A 26,737-nucleotide genomic window follows, 5' to 3' on the forward strand; every position below is an offset into this window, starting at 1 on the left:
CTGACAGCCATTTCGCCCGATGGGCTCAGGGGACGGTGATCACGATCTTGCCGAACGGTCCGGTCTCCAGACGCTCGAATGCCTGCGGCACCTCGTCGAAGCCAAACACCCTGTCGATCACCGGCCTGATCGCGAGCGTCTCGATCGCCTGGTTCATTCGTTCGAAGGCGCGGCGGTGGCCGATCGATATGCCCTGCACGACGATCCGGTTGCGCAGGAACGGAATGATCGGGAAACTGAGCTCCATGCTGCCGAGAAGGCCGATGAGCGACAGCCTGCCGTCGGCGCCCAGCGCATTGAGCGAGCGCCGCGCATTGTCGCCGCCGACCATCTCCAGCACGTGCCTGACGCCGGCGCCGTCTGTCAGCTCGCGGGCGACCTCGTCCCATGCCGGATGGCTGCGATAATTGATCCCCTTCCAGGCGCCGAGCGCTTCTGCCCGCTCGAGCTTCTCGTCGCTGCTCGAGGTGACGATGGCGCGCAGGCCGAAAGCGGCGGCGAACTGCAGCGCAAACAGCGACACGCCGCCGGTGCCCTGGATGAGAACGGTCTCACCCGGGATAGGCTTGGCCGCCTCGACCAGCGCGAACCACGCCGTCAGCGCCGCGATCGGCAGCGTCGATGCCTCGACATCGCTGAGCGACGGCGGCGCCGCCACGGCGGCATCCTCGTGAAAGAGCACATGCTCGGACAGCATGCCGGGCAGTGACGAACCAAGCGTATGCTTGTGCAGCACCGGCGGGGCGTTGCCGTCCGGCCAGTCGGCGATCACCTGGCCGAGCACCCGCTGCCCGATTCCGAAGCGGCTGACTTCGCTGCCGGTGGCGACAACTTCGCCAACCGCGTCCGATATCGGCACGAACGGCAAGCTGAGGTCCGGTATCAGCACGCCATCGACGATCATCCTGTCCTTGTAATTCAGCGATACCGCTGTGACGCGTACCAGAAGATCATGCGGCCCGGGTCGGGGCAGCTTTCCCTCGGCCGGCTTCAAACTGGACAGGCCGAAACCGGTCATCTGCCAGGATCTGTTTTGGGTGCTCATTGGTTCGCGCTCCGTGGTTGATGGTGGGCGAGACATTTATGCCGTTTCACTATGGAGAAAAGTGCTTCCATGTGGCATATTCTGCGACAGATTAAGGAGCAAAACTCTACAATAGGAGCGCTTCATTGGAATCGGCCAATTTGCAAGGCATCGTCGCATTCGTTCACGCGGTGGAGGCCGGCAGCTTCACCGGCGCCGGCGCGCGGCTGCATGTCACGAAATCGGCGGTCGGCAAGTCGATCGCGCAGCTGGAACAGCGATTGGGCGTTCGCCTGCTCAACCGCACCACCCGCAGCCTGAGCCCGACCAGTGAGGGCCTGAGCTATTACGAAGCCTGCGTCAGGGCACTGGCCGAGATCGAAGCCGCGCAGTCGCTGCTGGCTTCGCGCAAGCAGGTGCCTTCCGGGCGGCTGCGTGTCGACCTGCCTTTGGCCTTCGGCCGGCGGTGCGTCGCCCCGGTTCTGTTCGACATTTCCAAAAAATTCCCGGATCTGACGATGGAAATCTCGTTCAACGACCGGCGCGTCGACCTGATCGAGGAAGGCATCGACCTGGCGGTGCGCATGGGCGACCTCGACGACAGCTTGTCGCTCGCCGCGCGCCGCATCTATGCCCAGCGTTCGGCCATCGTCGCCGCCCCCGCCTATCTCGACGCCCATGGCAGGCCGCACTCGATCGAGGACCTGCCCAGGCACAGCCTCATCGGCTACGGCCGCGACGGCACGGTCCATCCCTGGACCGTCAGGCATGCCGACGGCCGTCTCGAAAAATTCGCGCCCAAGGCGCGGCTGGTGCTCGGCCACGGCGAACCGATGCTCGATGCGGTACTGGCCGGCTGCGGTATCGTCTATCTGCCGACATGGCTGACGGCCGGCAGCATCAGGCGCGGCGAGCTCGAAATGGTTCTGTCGGACTGCCTTGTCGAAAACACCGTGGTGCATGCCATCTGGCCGGTAACACGCAATCTCGCACCAAAGGTGCGCGTCGTCGTCGACGCCCTGATCGAGCATTTTTCCGCGCCGCCCTGGGATGCGGCCTGGGGTGCCGCCTGATTTGCCCCGCTCGCCAAATTTAAAAAGCGCGACCGTCCTATTTTCGAAAACCGCGCGGCAATGCTATGGACCCGGCATGCTTTATGCTGAAATTGCCATCGTGGTCGTCCTCATCTGCGTGAACGGCCTTCTGTCGATGTCCGAGCTCGCCATCGTCTCGTCGCGGCCGGCGCGCCTCAAGACGATGATCGACCGCAACGTCAAGGGTGCCGGCCGGGCTCTGGCGCTCGGCGCCAATCCGGGAAAGTTCCTGTCCTCGGTGCAGATCGGCATCACTTTGGTCGGCGTCTTGTCCGGCGCCTTTTCCGGCGCCACGCTCGGCGAGCGGCTGGCCACCTTCCTGGCATCGGCCGGCGTCCGCGAAAGCCTCGCCGACCCGCTCGGTGTCGGCATTGTCGTCGCCATCATCACCTATGGCTCGTTGATCATCGGCGAACTGGTGCCCAAGCAGATCGCATTACGCGACCCCGAACGGGTCGCCGTCAGGGTCGCTCCGGCAATGACCATCCTCGCCAGCGTTTCGGCACCGCTGGTCTTCCTGCTCGATTTTTCCGGCCGCGCCCTGCTGTGGCTGCTTGGCCAGCACGGCCAGAGCGAGGAGAGGGTCACCGACGAGGAGATCAAGATGCTGGTCGCCGAAGCCGAGCACCACGGCACCATCGAATCCGACGAACGGCGCATGATCGCCGGCGTGATGCGGCTCGGCGACCGCGCCGTGCGCGCGGTGATGACGCCGCGCACCGAGGTCGACTGGATCAATCTGCAATCCGACGAGGCGGCCATCAGAAAGCTGCTGATGGACACCCAGCATTCGCGCCTGCCGGCCGGCGACGGCGGCGTCGACGCCATGATCGGCGTCGTCCAGACCCGCGACGTGCTGGCGGCGATGCTCGGCGGCCGCGCTCTCGACCCGCGCCGGCACGTGCGCACGGCCCCAATCGTGCATGACCAGGCCGATGCGCTGGACGTGCTTGCGACGCTGAAGGAATCCGACGTGCCGATGGCGCTGGTACATGACGAATACGGCCATTTCGAAGGCATCGTCACCCCGGCCGACATACTGGAAGCGATTACCGGCGTCTTCCGTTCGGATCTCGATGCCGGCGAAGAGGAAAACGCCGTCAAGCGCGAGGACGGCTCATGGCTGCTTGCCGGCTACATGCAGGCCGACGAGATGGCGGAGGTCCTCGGCATCGACCTGCCCGAGAACCGCGACTACGAAACCGTCGCCGGCTATGTGCTGTCGCATTTGCATCATCTGCCGGCGACCGGCGAATGCGTCGACGCGCAAGGCTGGCGCTTCGAGGTCGTCGACCTCGACGGCCGCCGCATCGACAAGCTTATCGCCACCCGCCTGCCCGGCGGTCACCGCGAGGTCGTGCGGTAACGAGCGAAGCGACTTATGGGCTATATGCTCTCGGCGACACCGCTCGCACATTCAAAGTTGATTGGGGATATCGCCTTATGGTCGACCAGTTTTTCGCCGACCCGTATCTCGCTGCCGTCTATGATGCCTGGCACCCGAGATCTGCGCGCGACGACTATGATTTCTACCTGCCCCGCATTCTAACAGCAAACGCGGTGCTTGATGTCGGATGTGGAACGGGCACCCTCCTTCACGAGGCACGCCTGGCCGGACATTCAGGGCGGCTCTGCGGCATCGACCCAGCACCCGGCGTGTTGAATCGGGCACGAACGCGCACGGATATCGAATGGGTCCTCGGCGATCTCCAATCGGCCGGCTGGACAGCCGAGTTTGATCTCATTGTGATGACGGGGCACGCATTCCAGGCCCTTGTCAGCGACGAAGATCTGGGGGATTTCATGGCGGCTGCGCGACACGCCCTTGTGCCAGGCGGATGCTTCGCGTTCGAAACGCGGAACCCTTCGGTGCGGGCGTGGGAGCACTGGACACCCGAAAATGCTGTCGTCGTTGAGCTGCCTGACGGGTCTCTGGTGCAGATCACAACAGAGGTGATCATGCCGTTCGATGGCCAGACCGTGACATTCACCCACAGGTTCGGCGGAAAGCATCCGAGCCTTCCGAAAGTTAGTCGCAGCACCTTGCGATTCCTCGACATGGACGCCCTATCGAGCCTGCTGGGGAACGCGGGTCTACGGATCGAACGGCAATTCGGCGGCTTTGACGGCAGCCCAGTTGGCCCTTCGAGCTCCGAGATCATCACGTTCGCGACGAGATGAAAGGAAGCATCCGCTCTCCAGCCCCTGCAAGCAACGACAACTCACGGACCCATTGCGGACGTGGAGCCGTATTTCGCGGCGGCTGCGACGCAGAAATGAGACTGCCGCCGACCGTCAGCCAGGTCAAGCTTGGCAATCGCAGGACTTCGCGATCAATCGATCGCCTCGATGCCTTGCGCCTTCAGCCGTTCGATATGGTCCTTCATCTCTTTCAGCCGCTCGGGCGAGTGGCCCCGCCACTCGGTGACCTCGCTCGTGATCCTGAGCGGCTGGCGGGAGCGATAGGACTGCGTCGGATTGCCGGGAAATTTCTTGTCCGTAAGGTTGGGGTCGTCCGTGATCGGGCCGGTTGGTTCCACGATGTAGATCCTTTCGCGTCCGTCACCGGCGGCCAGTTCTGCACCCCAGATAGCCGCATCCAGAGTGCCGGTCAGATAGACCCAGGTTGCCTGCTTTCGCGCGCCGTAATTGGAGCTGTAGCCGGCTTCGATCAGGTCTCCCGGTTTAAGGTCGGCCCGGGTGCCGTGGTAGAATTGGCGTAGGTTGTCGGAGGCTGTCATCGGCTCGCTACTTATCCTCGCTGTCTCAGGCATCATGGTTTCGTGGCGCGCACTATTTCATGCACGTCATCGATTCAAGCGTCTGGCAGTGCGGTTATCGGACCTCCGCTCTCGGCAGTCCTGATATCTATGTCAGTCATCCCGCCCGATGCACGCTATCGGTCGGCCGCTGGCGTGGTTATTATAGACGCCCTGTACCGTCGCTATGGTGAACAAAATGGATCTGCAAGCCTTCAGGGATTCGATTGCCGAACCACAGCCGCCAGCCGGCTTGAGTCCTGCCCTGCAGGCGCTGTGGTGGGATGCAAAGGGCGATTGGGCTAAGGCGCACGAATGCGCGCAGCAGCGCGACGATACGGCCGGCATGCACGTACATGCCTATCTCCACCGCAAGGAAGGCGACCAGTCGAATGCGGAATATTGGTATCGCCGCAGCAATGCCACGCCGCCTGCCTCAACGCTTGACGAGGAATGGGAGGAGTTGGCGCGTAGACTTTTGCAGCAAAGCTGACATGCTCGGTCACGGCAAAATAGCCGGTCCTGCAAGCACTCGCCGGTGTTTCAGCTGGCGCCCTGTGGCTTGTCCCTGCCGTTCCATTCCGCGTTGCGCGCCCGCGCCTCTTCGGCGATCAGCTTGAACTCCCGCATCTTCGCAGCCTCGATGGCGAATGCGCTACTTGGCAGGACGCCGGGGTCCTCCTGACTGTTCTGAAACTGAAAACGGTCCTCCAGTTCGGCCCATATTCGCTCGGGCGCCGTATCCTTGCTGGCAAGCAGCGCGACGATCAGCGCCAAAGTCTCGCGCTGGGCGTTCAGCCGCCCTTCGATCTCCTCAATCGGCAATTCGGACATGCGGGTCGCTTCCAGTTTCTCGCTCAACGGCAAAATCGCACCCTTGTTCCGACGCCGATGCACTGCTGACTTTATCAAGCTCGGACGGGCCCGACACCATTCACTTTCGGCTGGTGCCGAAACACAACAGAACACATCTCCATCTTGTGGGTTCGGTTAGCTGTCCCGCACCAGATCACAGGCCGTCATTTTCGAGAACGACCATAGGGTGTTACGAGCACTGGAACACTGGAGAAGCCCTGGTGCTGTTTGCAGCCGGCGTCTCGAGCGGACGCTGTGAAACCTTCTGATTTTTAAGCCGTTATCGCCGGATGCCCCAAGCTAAATTCAAGCTGAAATCGGTTGATGGCGCCCAATCGCGCGATGCCGAGAAGTCGCGCCAGACGACTGTCGAGGTCGCGTCCGAGGTCGTCGGCAAGCCCGCGCCGCCGCCGGATGTCACCGAACCCGATCCTAAGCTGACACCTGAAGAGGCCGAGCGGGCGCGCAAGAGATATCTGCTTAAGCGCTTCTGGATCAGCGCCCGCGGTTACTGGAGCGGCAGTGGCGACAGGGTTGCCTGGCCGTTGACGATCGGGCTGTTGGTCCTGATCGTCGCCAATGTCGGCTTCCAGTATGGGATCAATGTCTGGAATCGCGCAATTTTCGACGCCATTGAGCAACGCAATGCCCACGCCGTATATTGGCTGAGCGCCGTATTTCTGCCACTCGTGCTCGGAAGCGCCAGCCTTGTGGTGGCACAAGTCTTCTTTCGCATGAGGATACAGCGCCGCTGGCGTTCCTGGCTCACCACCGCGGTCATCGCGCGTTGGCTGGCAAGCGGCCGCTACTATCAGCTGAACCTTGTCGGCGGCGACCACAGCAACCCCGAAGCCCGCATCGCCGAGGATTTGCGGATTGCCACCGAATCGCCCGTCGATTTCATCGCCGGTGTCATCGTCGCATTTCTGTCGGCCTCGACCTTCATCGTGGTGCTGTGGACGATCGGCGGCGCCCTGACCCTGACGATTGCAGGTTCGACCGTCACCATTCCCGGCTTCCTGGTCATCACCGCAGTGCTCTATGCCGCGATCACGTCCACCTCGATGGCGGTCATCGGCCGCCATTTCGTCCACCTCTCCGGGGAAAAAAATCAGGCGGAAGCCGAGTTCCGCTACTCGCTAACGCGCGTGCGGGAGAACGGCGAGAGTATCGCATTGCTCGGCGGCGAGGAGGAGGAGCGCAGCGGCATGGACAAGACATTCGCCCATGTGCTCAGGCAATGGGCGCTCCTTGCAGGCCAGCACATGCGCACGGCATTGGTGTCCCAAGGGTCGAGCCTGTTTGCGCCTGTCGTGCCGGTCTTGCTTTGCGCTCCGAAGTTCCTCGAAGGCAGCATGACACTTGGGCAGGTCATGCAGGCTGCCTCGGCCTTTGCCATCGTGCAGGGCGCGTTCGGGTGGCTGGTCGACAACTATCCCCGTCTCGCCGATTGGAATGCCTCTGCACGGCGCATCGCCTCGCTGATGATGTCGCTCGACGGGCTCGAGCGGGCGGAACAGAGCAACACGCTGGGGCGCATAAAACGCGGCGAAACCGGCAGCGATGCGATGCTCAGCCTGAACAATCTCTCCGTGTCGCTCGACGACGGCACCGCCGTGGTCAAGGAAACCGAGGTCGTGATCGAACCAGGCGAGCGGGTGCTCGTCGCCGGCGAATCCGGCTCGGGCAAGAGTACACTGGTGCGGGCCATCGCGGGTCTGTGGCCATGGGGTAGCGGCGGCGTCAACATCCGCGCCGACAGACGGTTGTTCATGTTGCCGCAACGGCCTTACATCCCGACCGGGACGCTTCGCCGCGCTGTCGCCTATCCAGGCGCCGCCGACAGCTGGACGCTGGATAAGATCAAGGCTGCGCTCGACAAGGTGGGACTCGACTACCTCAACGACAGGATTGAGGAGGACGCCCCATGGGACCAGACCTTGTCGGGTGGCGAAAAGCAGCGCCTCGCCTTCGCGCGTCTTCTGCTGCACCGCCCCGATATCATCGTGCTGGACGAGGCAACGTCGGCACTCGATGAGAAGAGCCAGGACACCATGATGGAGATGATCATTCGCGAATTGCCGAAGGTCACCATCATAAGCGTAGCGCATCGCGCCGAGCTGGAAGCTTTCCATAGCCGCAAGATCACATTGGAGCGGCACAAGGGCGGCGCAAAACTCGTCAGCGATATCGAACTCGTCCCGCGCAAGGACAGACGGAACTTGCTCATGCGCCTTCTGAGGCAACGGCGCGCCAACGGAAAGCCAGCGTGACCTTGAGCAAAGCGGCGCGGCCCTACCCAAAAAGTGAGGCCGCCGGTCGGACCAGGCGGATCTCCGGTTCGAGTCATTGCCCGCATCTGGTCCTGAAAGCACCAGCCGTGGTACCTTGGTTCCGGGCAGCTGCTGTCGGAACATCGATGGCACGAGCGCATTTCCATGCCCGGTGCAACGCCGAGGCCAGCTGTGAAAAACCCGGGTTGATTTTCAAAAGCCCAGATTGATTTCGAAAGCAAAGGGACCAGCAATGACAATCGCCAAGAACACGATCTGCCTTTGGTACGACAAGGACGCCGAGGCTGCGGCCCGTTTCTATTCCGAGACTTTTCCTGACAGCTCGGTGAAATCCGTCCACCGCGCTCCCAGCGACTACCCGTCCGGTAAGGCAGGCGACGTGCTGACGGTCGAGTTCACGGTCGCCGGCATCCCCTGTCTCGGCCTCAATGGCGGGCCCGCGTTTAAGCACAACGAAGCCTTCTCCTTCCAGATCGCCACCGACGATCAGCAGGAGACCGACCGCTATTGGAACGCCATCGTCGGCAATGGCGGCCAGGAAAGTGCCTGCGGCTGGTGCAAGGACAAATGGGGCATCTCCTGGCAAATCACGCCGCGCGTGCTGACCGAAGCGATGGCCGCCGGCGGCGATGAAGCAAAGCGCGCATTCGAAGCGATGATGGAGATGAAAAAGATCGACGTTGCAGCGATCGAGGCGGCGCGGCGCGGCTGACAGTTCGGGGTTAGCCCGACGCGAAAAGATCAGGGCAGAGCGGCCGGAAATGCTGCCGGCCCACCTCCAGACAGGCGTGCGATGGTGTTGAACTGCGCTGAGTTTTACGACGCCGAACTGCGGCGGCACAACGAGGTATTCAGGGCTGCGGTCAAGGCGGGAACGCGCGATTGCGTGCTCGATATCGGATGCGGTTCGGGACAATCCTCTCGTGATGCCGCCCGTGTCGCGGTGGAAGGGAGCGTGCTCGGCGTGGATGTATCGGCGCAGATGCTCGAGATCGCCCGGAGCCGTAGCGCCGAAGAAGGATTGCGAAACGTCGCCTTTGAGCGCGGCGATGCGCAATTGCTGGTATTTCCGCCTGCCGGCTTCGATCTGTGCATCAGTCGATTTGGCGTGATGTTCTTTGCCGATCCGGCGGCGGCGTTCGCCAATATCGGCCGGGCGATGCGACCAGGGGCACGTCTTGTGTGGATGGTATGGCAATGCCAGGACCGTAATGAGTGGGCAACTGCCATTCAGGGGGCAATTGCGCCGGGGACCGCCATATCGGCGGGCGCCGCCACCCCGTTTTCGCTTGGCGACCCCGCCATCACCGCGGAGATCTTGCGTGCATCCGGTTTTGTTTCGGTCGACTTTGCCGAAGTGCGTGAGCCGGTCTTCTACGGCCAGGACGTCGATGCGGCCTATGACGCTTTGCTTGGCCTGCAACTGGTCAAGGATCCGCTCGCCCGCGCGGATGTGGATGTCGACGCGGCGCTACGGCGGTTGCGCGATCTGCTCGACGCGCACTTGACCGCGGACGGTGTGCTTTTCGACTCGCGCGCCTGGATCATCACCGCAGTTCGGGCGAGCCGACAGTCACCGGGCGATTGACCCGTAGACGATCCTGTTCTCTCGGCCTTCCTGTCAGTCCATTTGCGGCGTGACTTCTGAAAGCAGCCAATCCCTGAAAGCCTTGACCTTGCGCTGACGGATCGCCTCCGGCGGGTAGACGAGATAGAAGCTGGAAGGGGATTTCAGGGCGTGGCCGAAGGGGCGGACAAGCCGCCCGGCGGCGAGGTCGGCCGCAACGAGCATGGTCCGACCCAGCACCACCCCCTCGCCTTGTGCAGCCGACTCCATGGCAAAGGTGGCAGAGTCGAAGGTAATCCCGCTCTGCGGGTCCACGCCCTCGACCCCGGCGCTCGCCAGCCAGGTCGCCCAGTCGATCGGAAAGCTGTCACGGATCAGCGTGTGGTGTCTGAGGTCCTGAGGCGTGCGCAGCGGATGCGCACCCTCAAGAAGCTTTGGGCTGCACACTGGAAACACCTCCTCGCCGGTGAGGAACTCCGACGTGAGCCCCGGATAGTTTCCGCTGCCATAACGGACGGCGACATCGATGCCGTCGCCGAGGAAGTTGGTCAGCTTCCCGCTCGTCGAAACCCGTACATCGATGTCGCCATGCGCACGGTGAAAGCGGTAGAGGCGTGGCACCAGCCATCTCCCCGCGAAGCCATCGGAGGTGCTGACGTTCAGTGTCGAGCTCGAATAGCGGGCCGTTGCCGCAGCAGTGGCGGCGGCCAACTGGTCGAGCACCTCGCGCACCGCCCGCGCATAGGGCTCGCCGACGGCGGTCAGGCTCACCGAACGCGTACCGCGCTCGAACAACTGCACACCGAGCTGATCCTCAAGGTTCTTGATCGCCCGGCTGATCGCACCGTGGGTGACATGAAGTTCCTCTGCCGCCTTGGAGAAACTCAACAGGCGCGCCGCCGCTTCGAAGCTCGGCAAGGTGGTGAGGGGAGGCAGCTTCCGGGGCATGGATCGATACCTATATGTGAGCGATGCTCACACATTGTCGCCGATAAGTCGTTTGTCGTCCAGGCCGGAAGACGGCATGTTTGCTCGCGTATTCAGTCATTCACCGCCGCTGCAAAAGGCGATTTGATGTGACTTATACTCTCGCTGACGAAAGTCGCGGGGCAACTGCTGAAACCAAAACTGCCGCCACTCTGGGAGAGCACCATGAACGCCAAACGAGTTGAACCCATCGTCGACGTCCTGACCGGCATGGCCGGCCGCATCCTCGCCTCGAGCAGCCGGCGCCGGACCGAGCGGCAGATTGCACGCTTCTCGACCCGCCGGCTCGAAGACCTCGGGTTTGCCCGCGACTGGGACGGCTCGGTCTATCGGCCGTCGGACTACCGCTAAGCCTGAATGAAAGCAACAGCGGACAGGCTCTTCGCCAAAAATCGCTGCCGCAAGGAATTAACGGAGAACGGACATGGCCACCATCCACCCATTCCTCTGGTTCAACACCGACGCCAAGGAGGCCCGCGATTTCTACCTCTCGGTCTTCAAGAACAGCAAAGCGCTCCAGACGCTCGAATACACCGACTGGGTGTCCGGAACCAACAAGACGGTCCCGCATGCCACCTTCGATTTCGAGCTCGAGGGTCTGCACCTTACAGCGCTCAATGCCGGGCCGCAGCCGCCTTTCAACGAGCGGCTCTCACTCTACATCGAGACCAGGGACCAGGCCGAGACAGACTACTACTATGAGGCGCTCACCGCCGGCGGCGGCAGGGAACAACCCTGCGGCTGGCTCACCGACAAGTTCGGCGTCTACTGGCAGGTCATCCCGGAAATCCTGCCGCGGCTCAGCGCCGACCCGGACCGCGAAAAGGCCAACCGCGTCCGGCAGGCGATGTACGGGATGCGCAAGATCATCATCGCCGACCTCGAAGCCGCCTACGACGGCAAAGCTTGACCCTCACCGAAATCGCAAACGAATGGAGACCTCCCATGACATCGCTCGTGGACAGGAAAGTCATCGTCATCGGCGGCAGCTCCGGCATCGGTCTCGGCGTCGCGGAAGCTGCTCTCAATTGCGGAGCGAAGGTCGTGATCGTCAGCCGGTCGCCCGCGAAACTGCAGGCGGCCGAACGGACGCTCAATACGGGGCACGTGACCAGCTTGGTTGCCGATATGACCGACGAAGCGGACGTCGCTCGCCTGTTCGAGGAGATCGGTCCCTTCGACCACCTGGTATCGACCGCCGGAACACTGCCGCCCGGCGATCCGATCGGCAGTACCGACATGGAGGCTGTGCGAGGCTTCGTCGACAACAAGCTGATTGGGGCCGTCATGCTCTCCAAGCACGCTGTGCGCACCCTGAAGGCCGGTGGCTCCATGACCTTCACCTCGGGCATCAACAAGGACAAGCCGCCAGTGCCGGGAGGCTCGGTCGTCTCAGCGATTGCCGGCTCATTCAGCTACTTCGCCCGCGCCCTGGCGCTCGAACTGGCCCCGACGCGCGTCAATGTCGTGTCTCCCGGATGGGTCGACACACCGATGTGGGACATTGTTGGAGAAGCCAAATCCAGCTTCTTTGCCGACATGGCTGCCCGGTTGCCGTCGAGAAAAATTCCGACCGCTGCGGACGTCGCCGCCGCCTATGTCTACCTCATGGAAAGCGAGTTCACGACCGGCGAGACAATCCGCATCGATGGCGGCCATAACCTGATCTAGCCGCCATTTGCACGCCGCCTGAATGGGTTGAGTCGGCATGACCCGCTAGTCCGGCGCACTCCTGCCGAAGGCGACGAACGCTGGCGGATCATGCCGGCGTAGCCCAATCGGGGTTTACATCGGCAGCCAGGTCCCTAGTTTTAGCGTTTCGCGCCGCGCACCCGAGTGCGTGGATGATCGAGGACGGGACTGTGAGCTCTGGCCGGCCCCTCGAAACTTTCAAAGGATGGCTATCATGACACAGGCCAAGAATGGCGACACCGTGCGCATCAATTACAATGGCCGCCTGGCTGACGGCACTCAGTTCGATTCTTCCGGCAACGAACCGCTGCAATTCACGTTGGGTGAAGGACAAGTGATCGCCGGTCTCGAAACCCATGTCGAGGGTATGGAGGTGGGCGCGAAAAGCACCGTCACCATTCCCGCCGACGCCGCCTATGGCCCCCACCGCCCCGAAGCGGTGATGACCGTCGACCGCGCCCGCGTGCCAGACAACATCAACGTCGATATCGGCACTCGATTGCAGGTCAGAACCGCAGAGGGGCGCCCGATGCCGGTAACAGTCGTCGGCGTGGACGACACCAGCGTCAAGCTCGACGGCAATCATCCTTTGGCGGGACGGGATCTGGTGTTCGACGTTGAACTGGTCGAGATCGTTCAGGCGGCGTAGGCACGGCAAAGCGCGTAACGGCATGATTTTTCGGGTGACGCATTTCGACCGGCGGTTCCGGCGGTGCGTCACCTGTCGGGGGCAAAGACCGCGACGGCGGAAATCGTGTAGCGTGCAGCAACCCATAGAGACATTCGGCATCTGGAATGTCCAATTCAGCGTCGCAGTCTCGAGGACCTGTGGAAGACCTCGCTTGACAGCCGACTTCTCGTGACTGCAAAGTCTCGTGATGCGGGCGATTGGTTGGAATAGAATTGCGCGTGTCGGGGCAATCGTGCTGATGATCGGCACAAATGTTCCTGGGCCGGCGCGTTCCGACTCGCTCCTTCTCACAAGCCCGTCCCAGCCAGCCAATGTCGGCGATGCGATGCTGGCGGCTGCCAATTATCATGATTCCGGCGACTATGATCGCGACCTTGCCGCTGTGGCGAAGCAGGCAGGCGACTGGGTCGTCAAGCGCGCAATGGAGGTGCCTCGCCCCGCACTGGTGCTCGACATCGACGAGACGGCGTTGGCCAACTGGGAAGTGATCACACGTGACAATTTCGGCCGCCCGATCGGCGGCGCCTGCGACATCGCAATCGACGGCCCCTGTGGCTGGGCCGCCTGGGATCAGCTTGCGAAGGATCCGGCTATCGACCCTGTGCTGGAGGTTTTCCGGCAGGCGCGAACGGCGAAAGTCGCGGTGTTCTTCATCACCGGACGTCCGGAGGACCAACGTCAGGCAACCGAACAGAACCTGCAGTCGGCCGGCTATGCCGGCTATGAGCACCTTTACATGGTCCAGCCTGGGGCCAAATACGGCTCCGCAGCAGATTTCAAGGCACCCATAAGGGCCGAAATCGAAAAGGCCGGCTACACGATAATTGCCAATGTCGGTGACCAGCCATCCGACCTGTTCGGGGGGCATGCCGAGAAGCTGTTCCTGCTGCCTAATCCGTTCTACCGGGTTCGCTGACGGCCTGTACGGCACAAGCCCGGATCCTCGGCTCCTTGCCGACCACCTGCTAAGGTATCAAGACGACCTTGCCGGTTGCGCCGCGCTCCTCCAGCAGGCGGTGTGCGTGGCTGGCCTGGTCGAGTGGGAAGCGGCCACCTTTGGTCACCACAAGCTGACCACCAGCGGCCAGATCGAAAAGTTCCAAAAGGCCGTCACGGAGCCCGTCCGTAGACAGCAACGGAAGCAGGGCAAAACCCCTCAGCGACTGGTTGCGGCCGATCATCGCCTCCATCTCCGGGGCGCCGAGCGCGTATCTGCCAAGGGCGGCAAACACCAGCTCTCCGCAAGGCGCAAGGGCCTCGAGCGCGGCCGCCGTAAGCGGGCCGCCGACGATGTCGTAGATGGTGTCGACGCCAGCGCCACCTGTCGCTGCCCGGACGTGCTCCGGCCAATCCGTGTTGCTGTAGTCGACGGCGGCATCGGCTCCCAGCGACAAAGCAAGGTCGAGCTTGGCCTTGCTGCCGGCTGCCGCGATGACACGGCTCGCGCCGGCGCGCTTGGCAAGCTGGACGAGCAACGAACCGACGCCACCCGCGGCAGCGGCGACCAGCACCGATTTGCCGGCCGGCCGGCTTTGCCGCGATAGATGCAGCGCCGTCAGCCCTTGCACCATCAATGCCGTCGCGTCTTCGAACGAGAGCGCATCCGGCAGCGGCACGGCCAGGCTTGCGTCGATCGTCACATACTCGGCACAGCCGCCAAACGGCTGGCTCGAGGCGAACAACGGCGCAGCGACGCGCATGCCGAGCAAGGAAGCCTCCACCCTATGCCCAAGCGCCTCCACGATCCCGGCGGCTTCGACACCAAGGATCATCGGCAGTTGCGGCGTTACCGCATAGCGATCCGCGCGCATCAGCACTTCGAAGAAATTCACCCCGGCCGCATGAACGCGGACCAGGACCTCGCCGGCTTGCGGCTCAGGCTTCGGCACCGAGACTATCTCGAGAACGTCGGCCTCGCCGAAACGGTTCAGTTGAATAGCTCTCATCCCAGGCACCGATCGTTATTGGCATCGGCCACTGTTTGCCACTATCTGCCTGGCTTCGACTACACACCGATTTGTCCGCTGCTGACCGGGAGGTGACCATGGCCAAGCTGATCAAGAGGCTGCCGATGCTGCCGGCGGAGCGCGCGCTGAAAGTGATTTCGGGCCGCTGGAAGGCCGTCATCCTGTACCATCTCTTCGACAGGCCCCGGCGGCTGTCGGCGCTGCAGGCGCTGATGCCCGGCATTACCCACAAAGTGCTGATCCAGCAGCTTCGCGAAATGGAAGAGCACGGCCTCGTCCGCCGCGAGATCTTTGCCGAGATCCCCTCGCGCGTCGAGTATTCGGCGACGCGGCTCGGCCTCAGCCTCGAGCCGATCCTGCTGGCACTTTGCCAGTGGGGCCAGCATCACGCCGACGAGCTGAATGAGATGGACCGTCTTGCCGATTGCATCATCAGGCCACGGCAAGCGCGGGACGCCCATGCGGTGTGAACAAAAAGGGCGGCGCATGCGCCGCCCCAATGCTTGGGAGAATTAATCCTTGGGAGGACTGTTCGAACCTGCTCAGGCCGCCTTGACTTCCTCGGCGACGGCATCGGCCTGACGCGCCGTGTTCAGCACCCTGGCCCACCATGCAATGTCGTTGACCAGCGCGGTTGCCGCCTGGTTGAGGTGCTCGAACTCGTCGAGCTTCTTGTCACCTTGCTTGACCGCAAGGAAATCAACCCAGGAGATGTGTACGGCGGACTTCACCGGCGCCATCTGCAACTCGACCGCATGCAGCCTCAGCTGCTCGACGGCGCGCGCGCCACCGACGCTGCCATACCCGACGAAGCCGGCCGGCTTCTTGTTCCACTCGTTGGCGGCGTAGTCGATGGCGTTCTTCAGCACGGCCGTCGGGCCATGATTGTATTCGGCGGCGGTGAAGATGAAACCGTCCAATCCGGCGACCTTCTTTTGCCAGCGCTGCGCCACTTCGTTCTGCGACGGCGCCCAGGCGGAGGATGCGACCTCATCGAAGAACGGCAGCGGGAAATCGCGCAGGTCGACGACTTCGACGTCGATATCGGCATGCGACTTGGCGATCCTGGCAATCCATTGGGCCGGCACGTCGGCAAAGCGCGCGGCGCGGGTCGAACCAATGACGATGGCGATTTTGGGTTTTGACATAGGGGGGCTCTCCTTACAGCAATACTGGTATCGTTTAGATACCTGAGCTATATGAGTAACCGGCCGCTCAATGTGCAAGGAGGCACTTTTTTGTTACCAAGGCACCCGTACCGCACCGAGGACTGCCGCGCCGTCTCGGAAATCCTGCAGCGCGTCGGTGACAAATGGACTGTGCTCGTCGTTGGCAAACTCGGCAACGGGCCGCTGCGTTTCAACGAGCTGCGCAGCGCGGTCGGCGGCATTTCGCAAAAGATGCTGACCACCACCTTGCGCGGGCTCGAGCGCGACGGCTTCGTCACCCGCACCGTGTTCCCGACCATCCCGCCGCGGGTCGACTACGAATTGACTGACCTTGGCTACGAGCTGCTGGTGCCGGTCGATGCGCTCGGCGAATGGGCACGCAAGAACACCGAGCGCGTCAAGGCCGCGCGAGAAAAATTCGACGCCATGCACAGCTGAACCCTTGCGCTGTAAGGGTTTGAACCTGTCGCGGATGCTCCGGACGAGCCCTACTGCTGTAATTGCATCTTGCTCTTCGGCAGCTTCTCGATCCGGTTCCATTTCGGGTTGGGACTGACCACCTTGCCGCCAATCGTGCAGGTCGTGGTCGTCTCCTTGCGGCAATTGCTCACCGTCGTGCCGCTGGTGTCGCATTTCGTCGCCGAGCAGATCTCGCACTTGGCCGCCTGCCCGTTGATGGTGCGGTTTTCCGACGTGCAGGTGGCGCCTGGATCGCCTTTTTTGACCTCGGCAAAAGCGCTTGCGGACGACAGGCAGAGCAAGGCTGCAAAGGCACCCGCCAGGGCAGCGTTCAGCATGTGTTGACGCATTGTCTTTCCTCCCAAGATCCCATCGGTCGCGCTGCAGGCGCGCATGCGGGAACCCGTTAGCCAAAGACCACGCGGGATTGCTGTCCGCATCCCCCGCGCGGGAGAGACGGCTATTTAAATCCGTCTTCTGGAATCAGGCCGGGTCAGCCTTCGGCCGGAACCGCCTTCGGCTTGCCTTCGCCGTCCAGCGCCACCATGACGAAGTCGGCATGGGTGACCTTCTCCATCAGGTCGGAGAGATAGCGCTGCGCCCAGGCCTCGACCTTGAGCGTCATCGAGGTGCGGCCGACGCGTTCGACATGCGTATAGATGCACAGCGTGTCGCCGATCTTCATCGGCTTGGCGAAGGACATTTCCTTCACCGCCGCCGTCACCACGCGGCCCTTGGCGCGCTCGGCGGCGCGGATGCCGCAGGCGAGATCCATCTGTGCCATCACCCAGCCGCCAAAAATGTCGCCTGCCGCATTGGCGTCGGAAGGCATGGCCAGCGTCCTGAGCGTCAGATCGCTGATCGGCCGCCCGTCCGCGTAATGCACCATTTGGCCAATCCTCTCGAAGCCGATTGTCCCGATCCCGTATCGTCATGGCACGGACTGGTCAACGCGCCACTGAACAGGTCGCGGCCTGAGGTTCGGCTATCGGTCGACGGTGTTGAAAAGATGCTGTGCGGAGCTAGACGAGCGCACCAGCAGGATTGCATTCCATGGCCGAGGTAAGAAAGCTTACCAATAGGCGTGCTTCACAAAGCGGGCCAGGGCGTTGGGACGTAGGCGTAGGCGTTGCCCTCGCGAATAACATGACCGATGCCTGGAAAGGGCAGGTGCATGCCTGCGACGAGCAGGCCATCCGCCGACACCATGTCGAGCACCTTCTTGCGTGTGGCGATTGCGGCCTCCTGGTCCACGTCGAAGGCGATTGCCCATTCCGGATGCGCAAATTGCAGCGCGGAGGCGTGGATTACGTCAGTGAAGAGCAGCAGGTTGGCGTCACCAGAGCCAATTCGAAGCGCGAGATGCCCCGGCGTGTGTCCAGGCGCAGGCAACGCCCTGATCCCGGGCGCGATCTCGACTTCGCCTTCGATCTTCCGGACCTTGCCATGGTAAGGCACCAGCGATTTGCGCGCTATTTCGAAGTACGGTTTCATCTGGTCGGGCGCCTTGGACCGGATCCCGTCATCGTGCCAGAAAGCGAATTCCGGCGCGGCAACCACGACCTCCGCTGCCGGGAAGGCGGCCTTGCCTCCAATACCGACAAGGCCGTTGGCATGGTCGGGATGGAGGTGGGTGATGATTACCGTGTCGATTTCTTCCGGCCTGATGCCGGCGGCGGCGAGCGCCTCAGGTATATGTCCCAGTATGGGCCCCATCGCCGATGCCGTGCCGGTATCGATCAGCACCCGTCTGTCGCCTTTGGTGACAAGGTAAGCATTGACCGAGGTCGCCGAGCATGAACCTGTGGGCGGTCGCAAGCGAAGCCGGAGACGCGGCGATAGGCGCAGCGTTGCCCGCAAAGAGGCTGATCGGGGAAAGCAGCAGGGCGCCGGCACTAAAGGTGCCGAGGCCGAAGGTTCGACGGTCGATATTCATGGTCTTGTCCTTCGAATTGCAGATGAAGCTAGTCCCAGGCTACGTCGTCGCTGGCAGGGCGGATGCCGACCGTTGGACTACCCACGGAAAGTGGAAAACCTTCGGGCGGGGTCGGCGCGGTTCATGGCCAACTCCTTGCGACATCAATAATGCGCCTCACAAACTGCGGGAATAGCGATGGGATGCAGTTCACTGCTGCAGATTATGCAGCAGTGAACTTAAGTGGGTAAGGCCGCTGGTTTGGCCCTCCGAACGGCCTCGCTGAGCCCCGGCTTGGCCGCCTACTGGACAGGTTGCCGGGGTTCGAGCGCTCGGCGCAACGTCGGCGCCTCTTGCTCGATATGATCCCACAGCCGGTTCGAGATCGGCCCGTGCGGCCGGTCGCGGCGGCGCGCCACCACCAACTCCTCGGTGCGGCCTGGCAGATGACGGCCGGCAACGGATTGCAGGCGTCCGTCGCGCAGCTCATCCTCGATCAGGAAGCGGGGCATGTGGCCCCACGCGAGGCCCTGCAGGATGATTTCCTTCTTCATCCCCTGGTCGGCCACCATGCATTGAGGCGCACCCTCGATCATGAAGTAGTCTTGTTGCGGTGAATGGCGGGCCGTGTCGCGCATGACACATTGGGTGAACGCGTGCATCTGATCCGGCGTGATGGGGTGCTTGATGCGCTCCGGTAGAAAGCCCGACGCCACTACGGGAACGAATGGCACCTTGCACAGATCGATCCATTCCACCCGCGGATCGCTCTTGTCGATCCAGTGCAGGATCAAATCGGCTTCGTCATCGAAGAGGCGCTCCCACGGGCCGCCCACCGCCTCGAAATGCAGGTGCAGGCGTGTGCCCGGACACTGGGCGAAGAACCGTCCGAGCATGCCCAGTGCCTGCGGGCGCGGGCACAGGTCGCCGATCACCACATGGATCTCGCTTTCTTCGCCCATTGACAGCTGAGCAGCATGAAGCCGCAAGCCCTCGAGCTCGCGCAGCAGCGATTGTGCCCTGCGATGGAACGACAGCCCTGCCTCGGTGGGGCGCACGCGATAGCCGCTGCGATCCAAGAGAACGAGGTCGAGTTGCCGCTCCAGCTTTGCAACGGCTGCGAACACCGCCGGGTGCGAGCGATGCAGCATGGCCGCCGCAGGCTGAAAGCCGCCGCAGCGGACCACGGCATCGAAGCATTGCAGGTCGTGCAGGGTGAATTCGGCCATGTCAGCTTCTATTACAGAGATAGTCCTATCTTTGTAATATCATCAAAAGCGCGCCGCAACTAGGCTTTGCCACATTCAACGCTCCAAGAAGGAAGGTGTATTCACCATGAATGAGCTGGATTTCGTGACCGTCGGCGATGGCACACGCATCGCCTACCGCATCGACGGCGACGCCGGGAACCCCGTGCTGATGCTGTCGAATTCCATCGCCACCACACTGCGGATGTGGGACATGCAGGTCAACGAGCTGTCGAAGCATTTCCGTGTTCTGCGTTATGATTTTCGCGGCCACGGAGGGTCAAGCGTTCCGGCCGGTGCTTATTCGCTCGACCGGCTTGGCCGCGACGTGATCGAGCTGCTCGATGCCTTGGCCATTGAACGCGTACACTTCCTCGGTCTGTCGTTGGGCGGCTTCGTCGGGCAGCGGCTCGGCATCCACGCGCCCGAGCGGATCGAACGCTTGATCCTGAGCAACACCTCGTCCTACCTCGGACCGGCAAAGCAGTTTGACGAGCGGATTGCCGCCGTGCTGCAGGCGCCGGACATGGCGGAAACCGCCGAGATGTTCCTGGGCAACTGGTTCCCTGCGCGTATGCTGGCGGCCAACGAGCCCGTCATCGAGGAATTTCGCGCCATGCTGCTGGCTATCGACCGGCAAGGCTTGGCTGGTCTGTTCGCGGCGGTTCGCGATGCGGACCTTCGCCGAACCGCAGCGCTGATTTCCAGGCCAACGTTGGTGATCGCCGGCCGGCACGACACTGTGACAGCCGCCAGCCATAGCGAGTTGATCGCGGCGACGGTGCCCGGCGCGAAACTGGTTGTCCTGCCCGCGGTCCACTTGTCGAATGTCGAGTACCCCACCGAGTTCATGGAGGCCGTGCTTGGTTTTCTGCGCTGAGATGGAGCACGACAGGGACGCTGAGTGAAACCCCGGTTTGAACATCCCCGCATGGACCGCAACCTATGATGCGCTAGCGCGCAGTGCAGGCTAGACTGGGCAATATCAATAGCGGATGACGGCTGACATGGAACTTGGCTTTCGCCCATTAACGCCCGATCTGTGGCCGGCGCTCGAGGACCTGTTCGGTGACAGCGCCGTCTGCAGTCGCTGTTGGTGTATGTATGGGCGGATCGGTCGTTCTTACCGAAAGAGACCCGGCGAGGAAAACAAGGCAGCGTTCCGGCAAGCCGTCCAGCATGGTCCGCCTCCAGGCATCCTCGCCTTCGACGGCGATACGGCTGTCGGCTGGTGCCGGGTGACGCCGCGAGATGCCCTGCCCTGGCTCGATCGGCTGTGGCAGCTCAAGCGTGTGGATGATGCGCCGGTCTGGTCCTTGTCCTGCCTGTACGTGCGAAAACGATACCGCAGGCGGGGCGTAACATTCCAGCTGATAGCAGAGGCACTGGAACTCGCGAGGCGCGCAAATGCTCCTGCGCTCGAAGCCTATCCTTTCGACGCGAACGTATCGCCGAGTGCTTCCGGCAGCGGATATGCCTCCACCTTCGCGCGCGCCGGGTTCAGGGTCGTCGCTCGCAGGACGCCGGCCCGCCCGATCGTGCGCTATGATTTCAGGTAGATTGCCGATCATCGCCTGTAATGGTTGGACGGCTTGTCGACAAAGCACAGCGAAGGCATGGCCAGCGTCCTGAGTGTCAGATCGCCGATCGGCCGCAGATTCTCGACAACGGATGAACCGAATCGTCTAACCAGGACTGATAGATGAGTAGCTCTCAAATGGATAAGTATGTCTGGGCCTCGGTCTTATATTACACCGTGGCTGCAGTTGGATTTGTGGTTATTTTTGTCTCGATCAATGTGCTTGGAATTTTGTGGGGCCTGCTTGCAATATTCGGGTATTTGGCGCTGGTTACATCTCTCAACATATGGCGACGCAATCGACATCCGCGAAGCGTCTATCAAGTCGAATTGACCAAACGAAGACTGGACGGCTAATCACCGCTGGATGAAAACTCCGAGCATCGCGCCAGTCGCTTTTTTCACATCAGATGCCGGAAGACCCGGCGACGCCGCGCCGCGCGCGAGTCTAGGTTAGAGGCCGAATTCCGGAGCCGCCCAATCCACCATGCAGACCTATGATTTCATCATCGTCGGCTCCGGTTCGGCCGGCTCGGTCCTGGCCGAGAGACTGTCGGCTTCCGGCCGCTTCTCGGTGCTGGTGCTGGAAGCCGGCGGCAGCGACCGCCGCTTCTACGTGCAGATGCCGCTCGGATACGGCAAGACCTTCTTCGACCCGGCGGTCAACTGGAACTACAAGGCCGAGCCGGACCCCGGCCTCGCCGGCAATGTCGACCACTGGCCGCGCGGCAAGCTGCTCGGCGGCTCGAGTTCGATCAACGCCATGGTCTGGATCAGGGGCGCGCGCGAGGATTTCGATGCCTGGCGGGATGCCGGCAATCCCGGCTGGGGCTTCGATGACCTGCTGCCTGCGTTCAAGGCACTGGAGGATAACCAGGCGGGCGCCGACCAATGGCGCGGCGTCGGCGGGCCGCTGCATGTCACCGACTGCTCGACCTCCGTCCATCCGCTCACCAAGCGCTATCTCGCCGCCGCCAACCAGGCCGGCCTGCCGCTCAACCCGGATTTCAACGGCGCCTCGCAGGAAGGCGTCGGCGTCTACCAGATCACCACCAGGAACGGCCGCCGCATGTCGGCGGCGCGCGCCTTCCTGCGCCCGGCGATGAAGCGCAAAAATGTCCGCGTCGAGATCAACGCGCTGGCGACAAAGATCCTGTTCGAAAGCAAGCGTGCCGTCGGTGTCGAGTATCTCCAGAATGGCGCGACGAAAACCGCCCGCGCCGGCCGCGAGATCATCCTGTCGGGCGGCTCGGTCAATTCGCCCCAATTGCTACAGCTTTCAGGCATCGGCCCGTCGGCGCTTCTTGGCGCGCTCGGCATTCCCGTCGTTCACGCCAACGAGAATGTCGGGGCAAACCTGCAGGACCATGTCGGCATCAACTACACGTTCAAGGGCAGGCTGCCGACGCTCAACCAGATCCTGCGCCCGTGGTGGGGCAAGCTGCTGGTCGGCATGCAATACGTGTTTTTGCGGTCGGGCCCGCTGTCGCTGTCGATGAACAATGCCGGCGGCTTCTTTCGCACCGATCCGGCCGCGGCACGGCCCAACATGCAGCTCTATTTCCAGGCGTTTTCGACCGTCATTCCGAAGAGCGGCGAACGCCCGATCCTTACGCCCGATCCATGGCCGGGCTTTTCCATCGGGCTGTCCAATTGCCGTCCATCGAGCCGGGGCGAAATCATGATCCGCTCCGCCAATCCGCGCGATTATCCCAAAATCGTCGCCAATGCCTTTTCGACCGAGGCGGACGTCGCTGAAATGCTGGCGGCGGTGAAATTCGTCAGGAAGATCGCCTCGATGCCGGCGATGGCCGAGATCATCGAGGAAGAGGTTTTGCCCGGTCCCTCGATCACCTCCGACGCGGATCTCATTCAGGATTTCAGGAAGCGCTCGGGCACCGTCTATCACCCGGTCTCGACCTGCCGCATGGGGCCGGACGCGGCGCACGCCGTCGTCGATCCGCGCCTCAAGGTACACGGCATCCAGGCGTTGCGCGTCATCGATGCCTCGATCTTTCCCGACAACATAACCGGCAACACCAACGCCGCCGCGATCATGACCGGATGGAAGGGCGCCGAACTGGTTCTGGAGGATCAGAAATGAAAATCACCGACGTCAAGACCTGGGTGGTCGGCAATCCGCCGCCCGGCATCGGCGGCAAGTATTTCATCTTCGTCAAGCTCACCACCGATGGCGGCATCGTCGGCTATGGCGAAGCTTACAACGCTACCTTCTCGGCCCATGTCACCGCAAAAATGGTCGAGGACATGGCAGAGCGCTATCTCGTCGGCCGCGATCCGCACGACGTCGAAAACTTCTTCCGCCGCGCCTATTCGTCAGGCTTCACCCAGCGCCCCGACGTGTCGGGCATGGGCTGTTTCTCGGCGCTCGAAATCGCCTGCTGGGACATCATCGGCAAGGAGGCCGGCAAGCCGGTCTACAAGCTGCTTGGTGGCCAGGTGCACGAAACGCTGCGTTCCTATACCTACCTCTACCCGCACAGCGGCAGCGTCCACTCCGAGGACGCCCGCGGCAAGAACGTCTACAACGACCCCGATCTGGCCGCCGCCTGCGCGCTCGAATATGTCGAGCAGGGTTTTAACGCGGTCAAGCTCGACCCGGCCGGCCCCTACACCGCCTTCGACGGCCACCAGCCGCGCCTCGTCGACATCGACCTCTCCGCCCGGATGGTCAAGGCGATCCGCGAGGCGGTCGGCACCCGCGCCGATATCCTGTTCGGCACGCACGGCCAGTTCACAGCTTCGGGGGCGCTGCGCATGGCCCGCGCCATCGAGCCTTATGACCCGCTGTGGTTCGAGGAGCCGGTGCCGCCCGACATGCCCGAGGTGATGGCGCAGGTCGCCCGTGCGACCTCGATCCCGATAGCCACCGGCGAGCGGCTGACGACCAAGTTCGAATTCGCGCGTGTGATCGAGAACCGCGCGGCGACCATTCTGCAGCCGGACCTTGGCCGCTCCGGCGGCATTCTCGAAACCAAGAAGATCGCCGCCATGGCCGAAGCCTATCACATCCAGATCGCGCCGCACTGCTATTGCGGGCCGATCGTCGGCGCCGCCAACATCCAGCTCGCGGTGACGCTGCCCAACTTCCTCATTCTGGAATCGCTGAAGCAGTGGGGCGGATTTCACGAGAAGCTGCTCAAGAAGAAGATCGAATGGCAGGACGGCAATGTCATCCCGTCGAAGGAGCCCGGCCTCGGCGTCGAACTCGATGAAGCCGTTTGCGAAGCGCATCCCTGGACCGGCAAGGACCTGCATTTGCAGATGATGCAGACACCGCTGATGCCGTGAGCGCCAGCCTGATCCGCAACGGCTTTGCCGTCACCGTCTACGACCGCGGCCCGGCGCCTGGTTCCTCGGCACAGAGGATTTGACGGGTCGCTTGCGTTGACGGAACCGCATGCCTTGGTGATTAGCGCAAACGCCCATCGCTTCGTCATCCTGGGGCGGAGCAAGGAGCGAAGCGACGCGGCGCAGACCCCGGGATCCATGCCGCGACTTCAGAGCGCTGCTGCGGTGCAAAATTCTGCTCCGCTGCACTCTTTGATCAAGGTTACGGCATGGATCCCAGGGTCTCCGCGACGGAGCTTCGCTCCTGCTTCGCCCTGGGATGACGAAGTTGGGGGGGATTCGGCCAATCTCCAGGGTTTGCGATTTACCACCGACAGGAACGACCGACGTTCGCTGCCGATGGGCCGCCACCTGCCAAAATCACTGTTTCAAGGAATTGGTCGACCATGATCGTCAGGCTTCTGGAAGATGCGATCGGAACCGATCTTCGCGCGCCTGGTTTCCCGGCCAAGCTCGAGGCCTGACATCAGGCAATTGTCACGCGATTTCAGCACATTGGCCGGATCGCTGGAATCACCGCCGAAAGAACTTGAATCAACCCCTCAATGCCTTGATTCAATATCTCAGCGTCAAGGCGCCGGGTAGGATCTCGAAGGTCGCCGGTATGCGACCCGGCGATTCGCCGTCTATGTCGATCAGCGCGGCGTTCTTTTGCACATCGCCGAGCGGCTCGACAACCACTTTCTTGCCGCGCAGGATGGTGATCGCCGGATGGTTGCGGTGCCGCCCGCCATAGAGCAGGCGGATGTCCCAGATCAGCTTCAGCTTGCCGGCGGCGCGCAGAATGACGATGTCAAACTCGCCGTCGTTAAGCTCGGCATCGGGCGCGATCATCATGCCGCCGCCGAAGAATTTGCCGTTGGCCACCGCCACCAGTGCCATGCGCGCCTCGACCGGGGCACCGTCGTCGATGGTGATCGCAACGTCCTGGAAGCGGTAGCGGAGGAACTCCCAGACCGTGCGCCAATAGAACAACGCCTTGGCCGAAACCTTGCCCTTGCGCTTGTCGGCGTTGACGGCACGGTCGGTGACGCCGGAGAGCCCGAGGCTGGCGATGTTGATGAAATGGCGGCTGGCCAGCGCGCCGTGGTCGTCGACATAGCTGATGCACCCGGCATCGACCTTGCGCCCTTTGGCCTCGGCAATCCGCTTCAGTGTCAGGTCGACATTGTTCGACAGGCCGAGCCCGCGCGCGAAGTCGATGCCGGCGCCGCACGGCAGCAGCCCAAGCTCGGCCGTCCGGCCGCTTTCTCGGAAAGCTTTCAGCAGCCCGTCGGCGACCTCGCTGGCGGTGCCGTCGCCGCCGGCCGCGATCACCAACTCGAAGCCGATGGCGGCAAGGTCGAGCGCCAGCCGTTCGGCATCGCCCTCGGCCTGCGTTTCACGCAGCTCGAAATCGCCGAAATGTCTTTTCAGCGACGCCGCAACCTCGGGCCAATGCCGCTTGAGCCTGCCGCCGCCGGCGATCGGATTGAGAACCACCGCGACCTTCAAGCCCGCCTCCCCAAGGCCATCGAACACGCCTTCCAATCATTTGCCGGCATTGAAGCCCCCGCCGGCCCGCGGGGCAAGATCGAATGTCCGACAATGCGGTTTTGGCCTCGAGGCGGCAAATCCCGGCCGGCGGCGGCAGAGATCGGAAAGTCCCTGTTTTGGCAGGGTCAGTCCCCGATAATCCCGCTATCCACAGGCACGCGGCAGTTCCGCCAAACACTTATCCGACATACATTAAACCCATCTCAGGCGGCTACCGATCGCCACGCCGAAAGGCACAGCGGAACGGCGGATTTCCTGAGGCCCGTACGGCCCTGAACGAGAACAGGCTTGCCTGTTGGAGGGATGGAAGCCGAGACCTACGGGGCCGCGGAAAGCGTGCGAACGCCGACGGCGGACCGATGCTGCCATGAAGGACGGCAAAAACCTTCGATGGCGCGCCGGGCAAAGCTCGCAAGAGTGGAGACCGGCGTGGTCCGGAACGGACGCTACCCTCGGGTGGCGACTGGCAGGACCGTCAAAATCAAGGCCGGCATGGCGCGACACCTTTCGGGAGTTGCTGCCGCGACCGT

29 protein-coding genes are annotated in these 26,737 nt (G+C 62.7%); 18 read left to right on the forward strand and 11 right to left on the reverse strand.

Annotated elements, in window-relative coordinates; all coding sequences use genetic code 11:
- Window positions 1–25: 25 nt before the first annotated feature.
- On the reverse strand, window positions 26–1,045 hold the full coding sequence (locus tag NKJ17_RS07880; RefSeq protein ID WP_352687826.1) for a zinc-dependent alcohol dehydrogenase family protein: 1,020 nt from the start codon (window positions 1,043–1,045) through the stop codon (window positions 26–28).
- A 125-nt stretch (window positions 1,046–1,170) separates the two neighbouring features.
- Here NKJ17_RS07880 and NKJ17_RS07885 point away from each other — a divergent pair, with 125 nt between their 5' ends.
- The 3 genes from NKJ17_RS07885 to NKJ17_RS07895 all read left to right on the forward strand — a co-directional run bounded on the left by NKJ17_RS07885 (window position 1,171) and on the right by NKJ17_RS07895 (window position 4,299).
- Window positions 1,171–2,097, forward strand: a complete 927-nt coding sequence (locus NKJ17_RS07885) for a LysR family transcriptional regulator (RefSeq protein WP_254819243.1) — start codon at window positions 1,171–1,173, stop codon at window positions 2,095–2,097.
- A 76-nt stretch (window positions 2,098–2,173) separates the two neighbouring features.
- Window positions 2,174–3,484, forward strand: coding sequence for a hemolysin family protein (locus tag NKJ17_RS07890; RefSeq protein WP_352506718.1), 1,311 nt, complete (start codon window positions 2,174–2,176; stop codon window positions 3,482–3,484).
- A gap of 77 nt (window positions 3,485–3,561) precedes the next feature.
- Window positions 3,562–4,299, forward strand: coding sequence for a class I SAM-dependent DNA methyltransferase (locus NKJ17_RS07895; protein ID WP_352477882.1), 738 nt, complete (start codon window positions 3,562–3,564; stop codon window positions 4,297–4,299).
- A gap of 152 nt (window positions 4,300–4,451) precedes the next feature.
- On the opposite strand, the gene arr is transcribed toward NKJ17_RS07895, so the two are convergent.
- Entirely contained in the window at window positions 4,452–4,859 is a 408-nt protein-coding gene (arr, locus tag NKJ17_RS07900; RefSeq protein ID WP_352687828.1) for an NAD(+)--rifampin ADP-ribosyltransferase, read from the reverse strand.
- A 217-nt stretch (window positions 4,860–5,076) separates the two neighbouring features.
- Between arr and NKJ17_RS07905 the strand changes: the two genes are divergently transcribed.
- Window positions 5,077–5,370, forward strand: coding sequence for a hypothetical protein (locus NKJ17_RS07905; protein WP_352687829.1), 294 nt, complete (start codon window positions 5,077–5,079; stop codon window positions 5,368–5,370).
- A gap of 50 nt (window positions 5,371–5,420) precedes the next feature.
- Here the strand turns inward: NKJ17_RS07905 and NKJ17_RS07910 are convergent, their stop codons facing one another.
- Entirely contained in the window at window positions 5,421–5,711 is a 291-nt protein-coding gene (locus tag NKJ17_RS07910) for a hypothetical protein (protein WP_352687831.1), read from the reverse strand.
- A 311-nt stretch (window positions 5,712–6,022) separates the two neighbouring features.
- Between NKJ17_RS07910 and NKJ17_RS07915 the strand changes: the two genes are divergently transcribed.
- The 3 genes from NKJ17_RS07915 to NKJ17_RS07925 all read left to right on the forward strand — a co-directional run bounded on the left by NKJ17_RS07915 (window position 6,023) and on the right by NKJ17_RS07925 (window position 9,614).
- Entirely contained in the window at window positions 6,023–8,005 is a 1,983-nt protein-coding gene (locus tag NKJ17_RS07915; protein ID WP_352687832.1) for an ABC transporter ATP-binding protein/permease, read from the forward strand.
- A gap of 259 nt (window positions 8,006–8,264) precedes the next feature.
- The gene (locus tag NKJ17_RS07920; RefSeq protein ID WP_352687928.1) at window positions 8,265–8,738 is read left to right on the forward strand and encodes a VOC family protein; all 474 of its coding nucleotides are present in this window, start codon (window positions 8,265–8,267) and stop codon (window positions 8,736–8,738) included.
- Window positions 8,739–8,819: 81 nt separating this feature from the next.
- On the forward strand, window positions 8,820–9,614 hold the full coding sequence (locus NKJ17_RS07925) for a class I SAM-dependent methyltransferase (RefSeq protein ID WP_352506713.1): 795 nt from the start codon (window positions 8,820–8,822) through the stop codon (window positions 9,612–9,614).
- 33 nt (window positions 9,615–9,647) lie between these two features.
- Here the strand turns inward: NKJ17_RS07925 and NKJ17_RS07930 are convergent, their stop codons facing one another.
- Entirely contained in the window at window positions 9,648–10,541 is an 894-nt protein-coding gene (locus NKJ17_RS07930; protein ID WP_352506712.1) for a transcriptional regulator GcvA, read from the reverse strand.
- Window positions 10,542–10,745: 204 nt separating this feature from the next.
- Here NKJ17_RS07930 and NKJ17_RS07935 point away from each other — a divergent pair, with 204 nt between their 5' ends.
- From NKJ17_RS07935 to NKJ17_RS07955, 5 genes are all read left to right on the forward strand, one after another.
- Window positions 10,746–10,931 (forward strand): DUF1127 domain-containing protein, encoded by a 186-nt coding sequence (locus tag NKJ17_RS07935; protein WP_352506711.1) that lies wholly within the window; start codon window positions 10,746–10,748, stop codon window positions 10,929–10,931.
- 73 nt (window positions 10,932–11,004) lie between these two features.
- Window positions 11,005–11,490, forward strand: coding sequence for a VOC family protein (locus tag NKJ17_RS07940; protein ID WP_254819234.1), 486 nt, complete (start codon window positions 11,005–11,007; stop codon window positions 11,488–11,490).
- A complete protein-coding gene (locus NKJ17_RS07945) occupies window positions 11,487–12,251 on the forward strand; it encodes an SDR family oxidoreductase (protein WP_352506710.1) in 765 nt (254 codons plus the stop codon). Before NKJ17_RS07940 ends, NKJ17_RS07945 begins: the two co-directional genes overlap by 4 nt.
- Before the next feature lie 235 nt (window positions 12,252–12,486).
- Complete coding sequence (locus NKJ17_RS07950; RefSeq protein ID WP_352506709.1) at window positions 12,487–12,921, forward strand: FKBP-type peptidyl-prolyl cis-trans isomerase; 435 nt, start codon at window positions 12,487–12,489, stop codon at window positions 12,919–12,921.
- Window positions 12,922–13,201: 280 nt separating this feature from the next.
- Entirely contained in the window at window positions 13,202–13,879 is a 678-nt protein-coding gene (locus tag NKJ17_RS07955; RefSeq protein ID WP_352506708.1) for an HAD family acid phosphatase, read from the forward strand.
- 49 nt (window positions 13,880–13,928) lie between these two features.
- Here the strand turns inward: NKJ17_RS07955 and NKJ17_RS07960 are convergent, their stop codons facing one another.
- Entirely contained in the window at window positions 13,929–14,909 is a 981-nt protein-coding gene (locus NKJ17_RS07960; protein ID WP_352687835.1) for a quinone oxidoreductase family protein, read from the reverse strand.
- A 98-nt stretch (window positions 14,910–15,007) separates the two neighbouring features.
- Here NKJ17_RS07960 and NKJ17_RS07965 point away from each other — a divergent pair, with 98 nt between their 5' ends.
- A complete protein-coding gene (locus NKJ17_RS07965; RefSeq protein WP_352687837.1) occupies window positions 15,008–15,400 on the forward strand; it encodes a winged helix-turn-helix transcriptional regulator in 393 nt (130 codons plus the stop codon).
- Window positions 15,401–15,472: 72 nt separating this feature from the next.
- On the opposite strand, the gene NKJ17_RS07970 is transcribed toward NKJ17_RS07965, so the two are convergent.
- On the reverse strand, window positions 15,473–16,078 hold the full coding sequence (locus NKJ17_RS07970; protein WP_352506705.1) for an NADPH-dependent FMN reductase: 606 nt from the start codon (window positions 16,076–16,078) through the stop codon (window positions 15,473–15,475).
- Window positions 16,079–16,168: 90 nt separating this feature from the next.
- Here NKJ17_RS07970 and NKJ17_RS07975 point away from each other — a divergent pair, with 90 nt between their 5' ends.
- Entirely contained in the window at window positions 16,169–16,537 is a 369-nt protein-coding gene (locus tag NKJ17_RS07975) for a winged helix-turn-helix transcriptional regulator (protein ID WP_352506704.1), read from the forward strand.
- Between the two features lie 50 nt (window positions 16,538–16,587).
- Here NKJ17_RS07975 and NKJ17_RS07980 read toward each other — a convergent pair whose 3' ends face one another.
- The 4 genes from NKJ17_RS07980 to NKJ17_RS07995 form a co-directional block, all read right to left on the reverse strand.
- Window positions 16,588–16,908, reverse strand: coding sequence for a hypothetical protein (locus tag NKJ17_RS07980; protein ID WP_023719143.1), 321 nt, complete (start codon window positions 16,906–16,908; stop codon window positions 16,588–16,590).
- Between the two features lie 143 nt (window positions 16,909–17,051).
- A complete protein-coding gene (locus NKJ17_RS07985) occupies window positions 17,052–17,447 on the reverse strand; it encodes an acyl-CoA thioesterase (RefSeq protein WP_352506702.1) in 396 nt (131 codons plus the stop codon).
- Window positions 17,448–17,647: 200 nt separating this feature from the next.
- Window positions 17,648–18,454 carry an MBL fold metallo-hydrolase gene (locus tag NKJ17_RS07990; protein WP_352687840.1) on the reverse strand — a complete coding sequence of 269 codons (807 nt, stop codon included), beginning with the start codon at window positions 18,452–18,454 and terminating at the stop codon, window positions 17,648–17,650.
- 321 nt (window positions 18,455–18,775) lie between these two features.
- Window positions 18,776–19,702: a LysR family transcriptional regulator gene (locus tag NKJ17_RS07995; protein ID WP_352506700.1), complete on the reverse strand. Its 927-nt coding sequence runs from the start codon at window positions 19,700–19,702 to the stop codon at window positions 18,776–18,778.
- A 106-nt stretch (window positions 19,703–19,808) separates the two neighbouring features.
- Between NKJ17_RS07995 and NKJ17_RS08000 the strand changes: the two genes are divergently transcribed.
- The 4 genes from NKJ17_RS08000 (at window position 19,809) to NKJ17_RS08015 (ending at window position 24,611) form a co-directional block, all read left to right on the forward strand.
- Window positions 19,809–20,600, forward strand: a complete 792-nt coding sequence (locus NKJ17_RS08000) for an alpha/beta fold hydrolase (RefSeq protein ID WP_352506699.1) — start codon at window positions 19,809–19,811, stop codon at window positions 20,598–20,600.
- A gap of 127 nt (window positions 20,601–20,727) precedes the next feature.
- A complete protein-coding gene (locus NKJ17_RS08005; protein WP_352687842.1) occupies window positions 20,728–21,279 on the forward strand; it encodes a GNAT family N-acetyltransferase in 552 nt (183 codons plus the stop codon).
- 507 nt (window positions 21,280–21,786) lie between these two features.
- Window positions 21,787–23,403: a GMC family oxidoreductase gene (locus tag NKJ17_RS08010; RefSeq protein ID WP_352506697.1), complete on the forward strand. Its 1,617-nt coding sequence runs from the start codon at window positions 21,787–21,789 to the stop codon at window positions 23,401–23,403.
- Window positions 23,400–24,611, forward strand: coding sequence for a mandelate racemase/muconate lactonizing enzyme family protein (locus tag NKJ17_RS08015; RefSeq protein ID WP_352506696.1), 1,212 nt, complete (start codon window positions 23,400–23,402; stop codon window positions 24,609–24,611). The genes NKJ17_RS08010 and NKJ17_RS08015 overlap by 4 nt, the downstream gene beginning before the upstream one ends.
- Before the next feature lie 615 nt (window positions 24,612–25,226).
- On the opposite strand, the gene NKJ17_RS08020 is transcribed toward NKJ17_RS08015, so the two are convergent.
- Window positions 25,227–26,165, reverse strand: coding sequence for a diacylglycerol/lipid kinase family protein (locus tag NKJ17_RS08020; RefSeq protein ID WP_352506695.1), 939 nt, complete (start codon window positions 26,163–26,165; stop codon window positions 25,227–25,229).
- Between the last annotated feature and the right edge of the window lie 572 nt (window positions 26,166–26,737).

This window comes from Mesorhizobium sp. M0208 (genome assembly GCF_040322015.1).
Classification (GTDB): domain Bacteria; phylum Pseudomonadota; class Alphaproteobacteria; order Rhizobiales; family Rhizobiaceae; genus Mesorhizobium.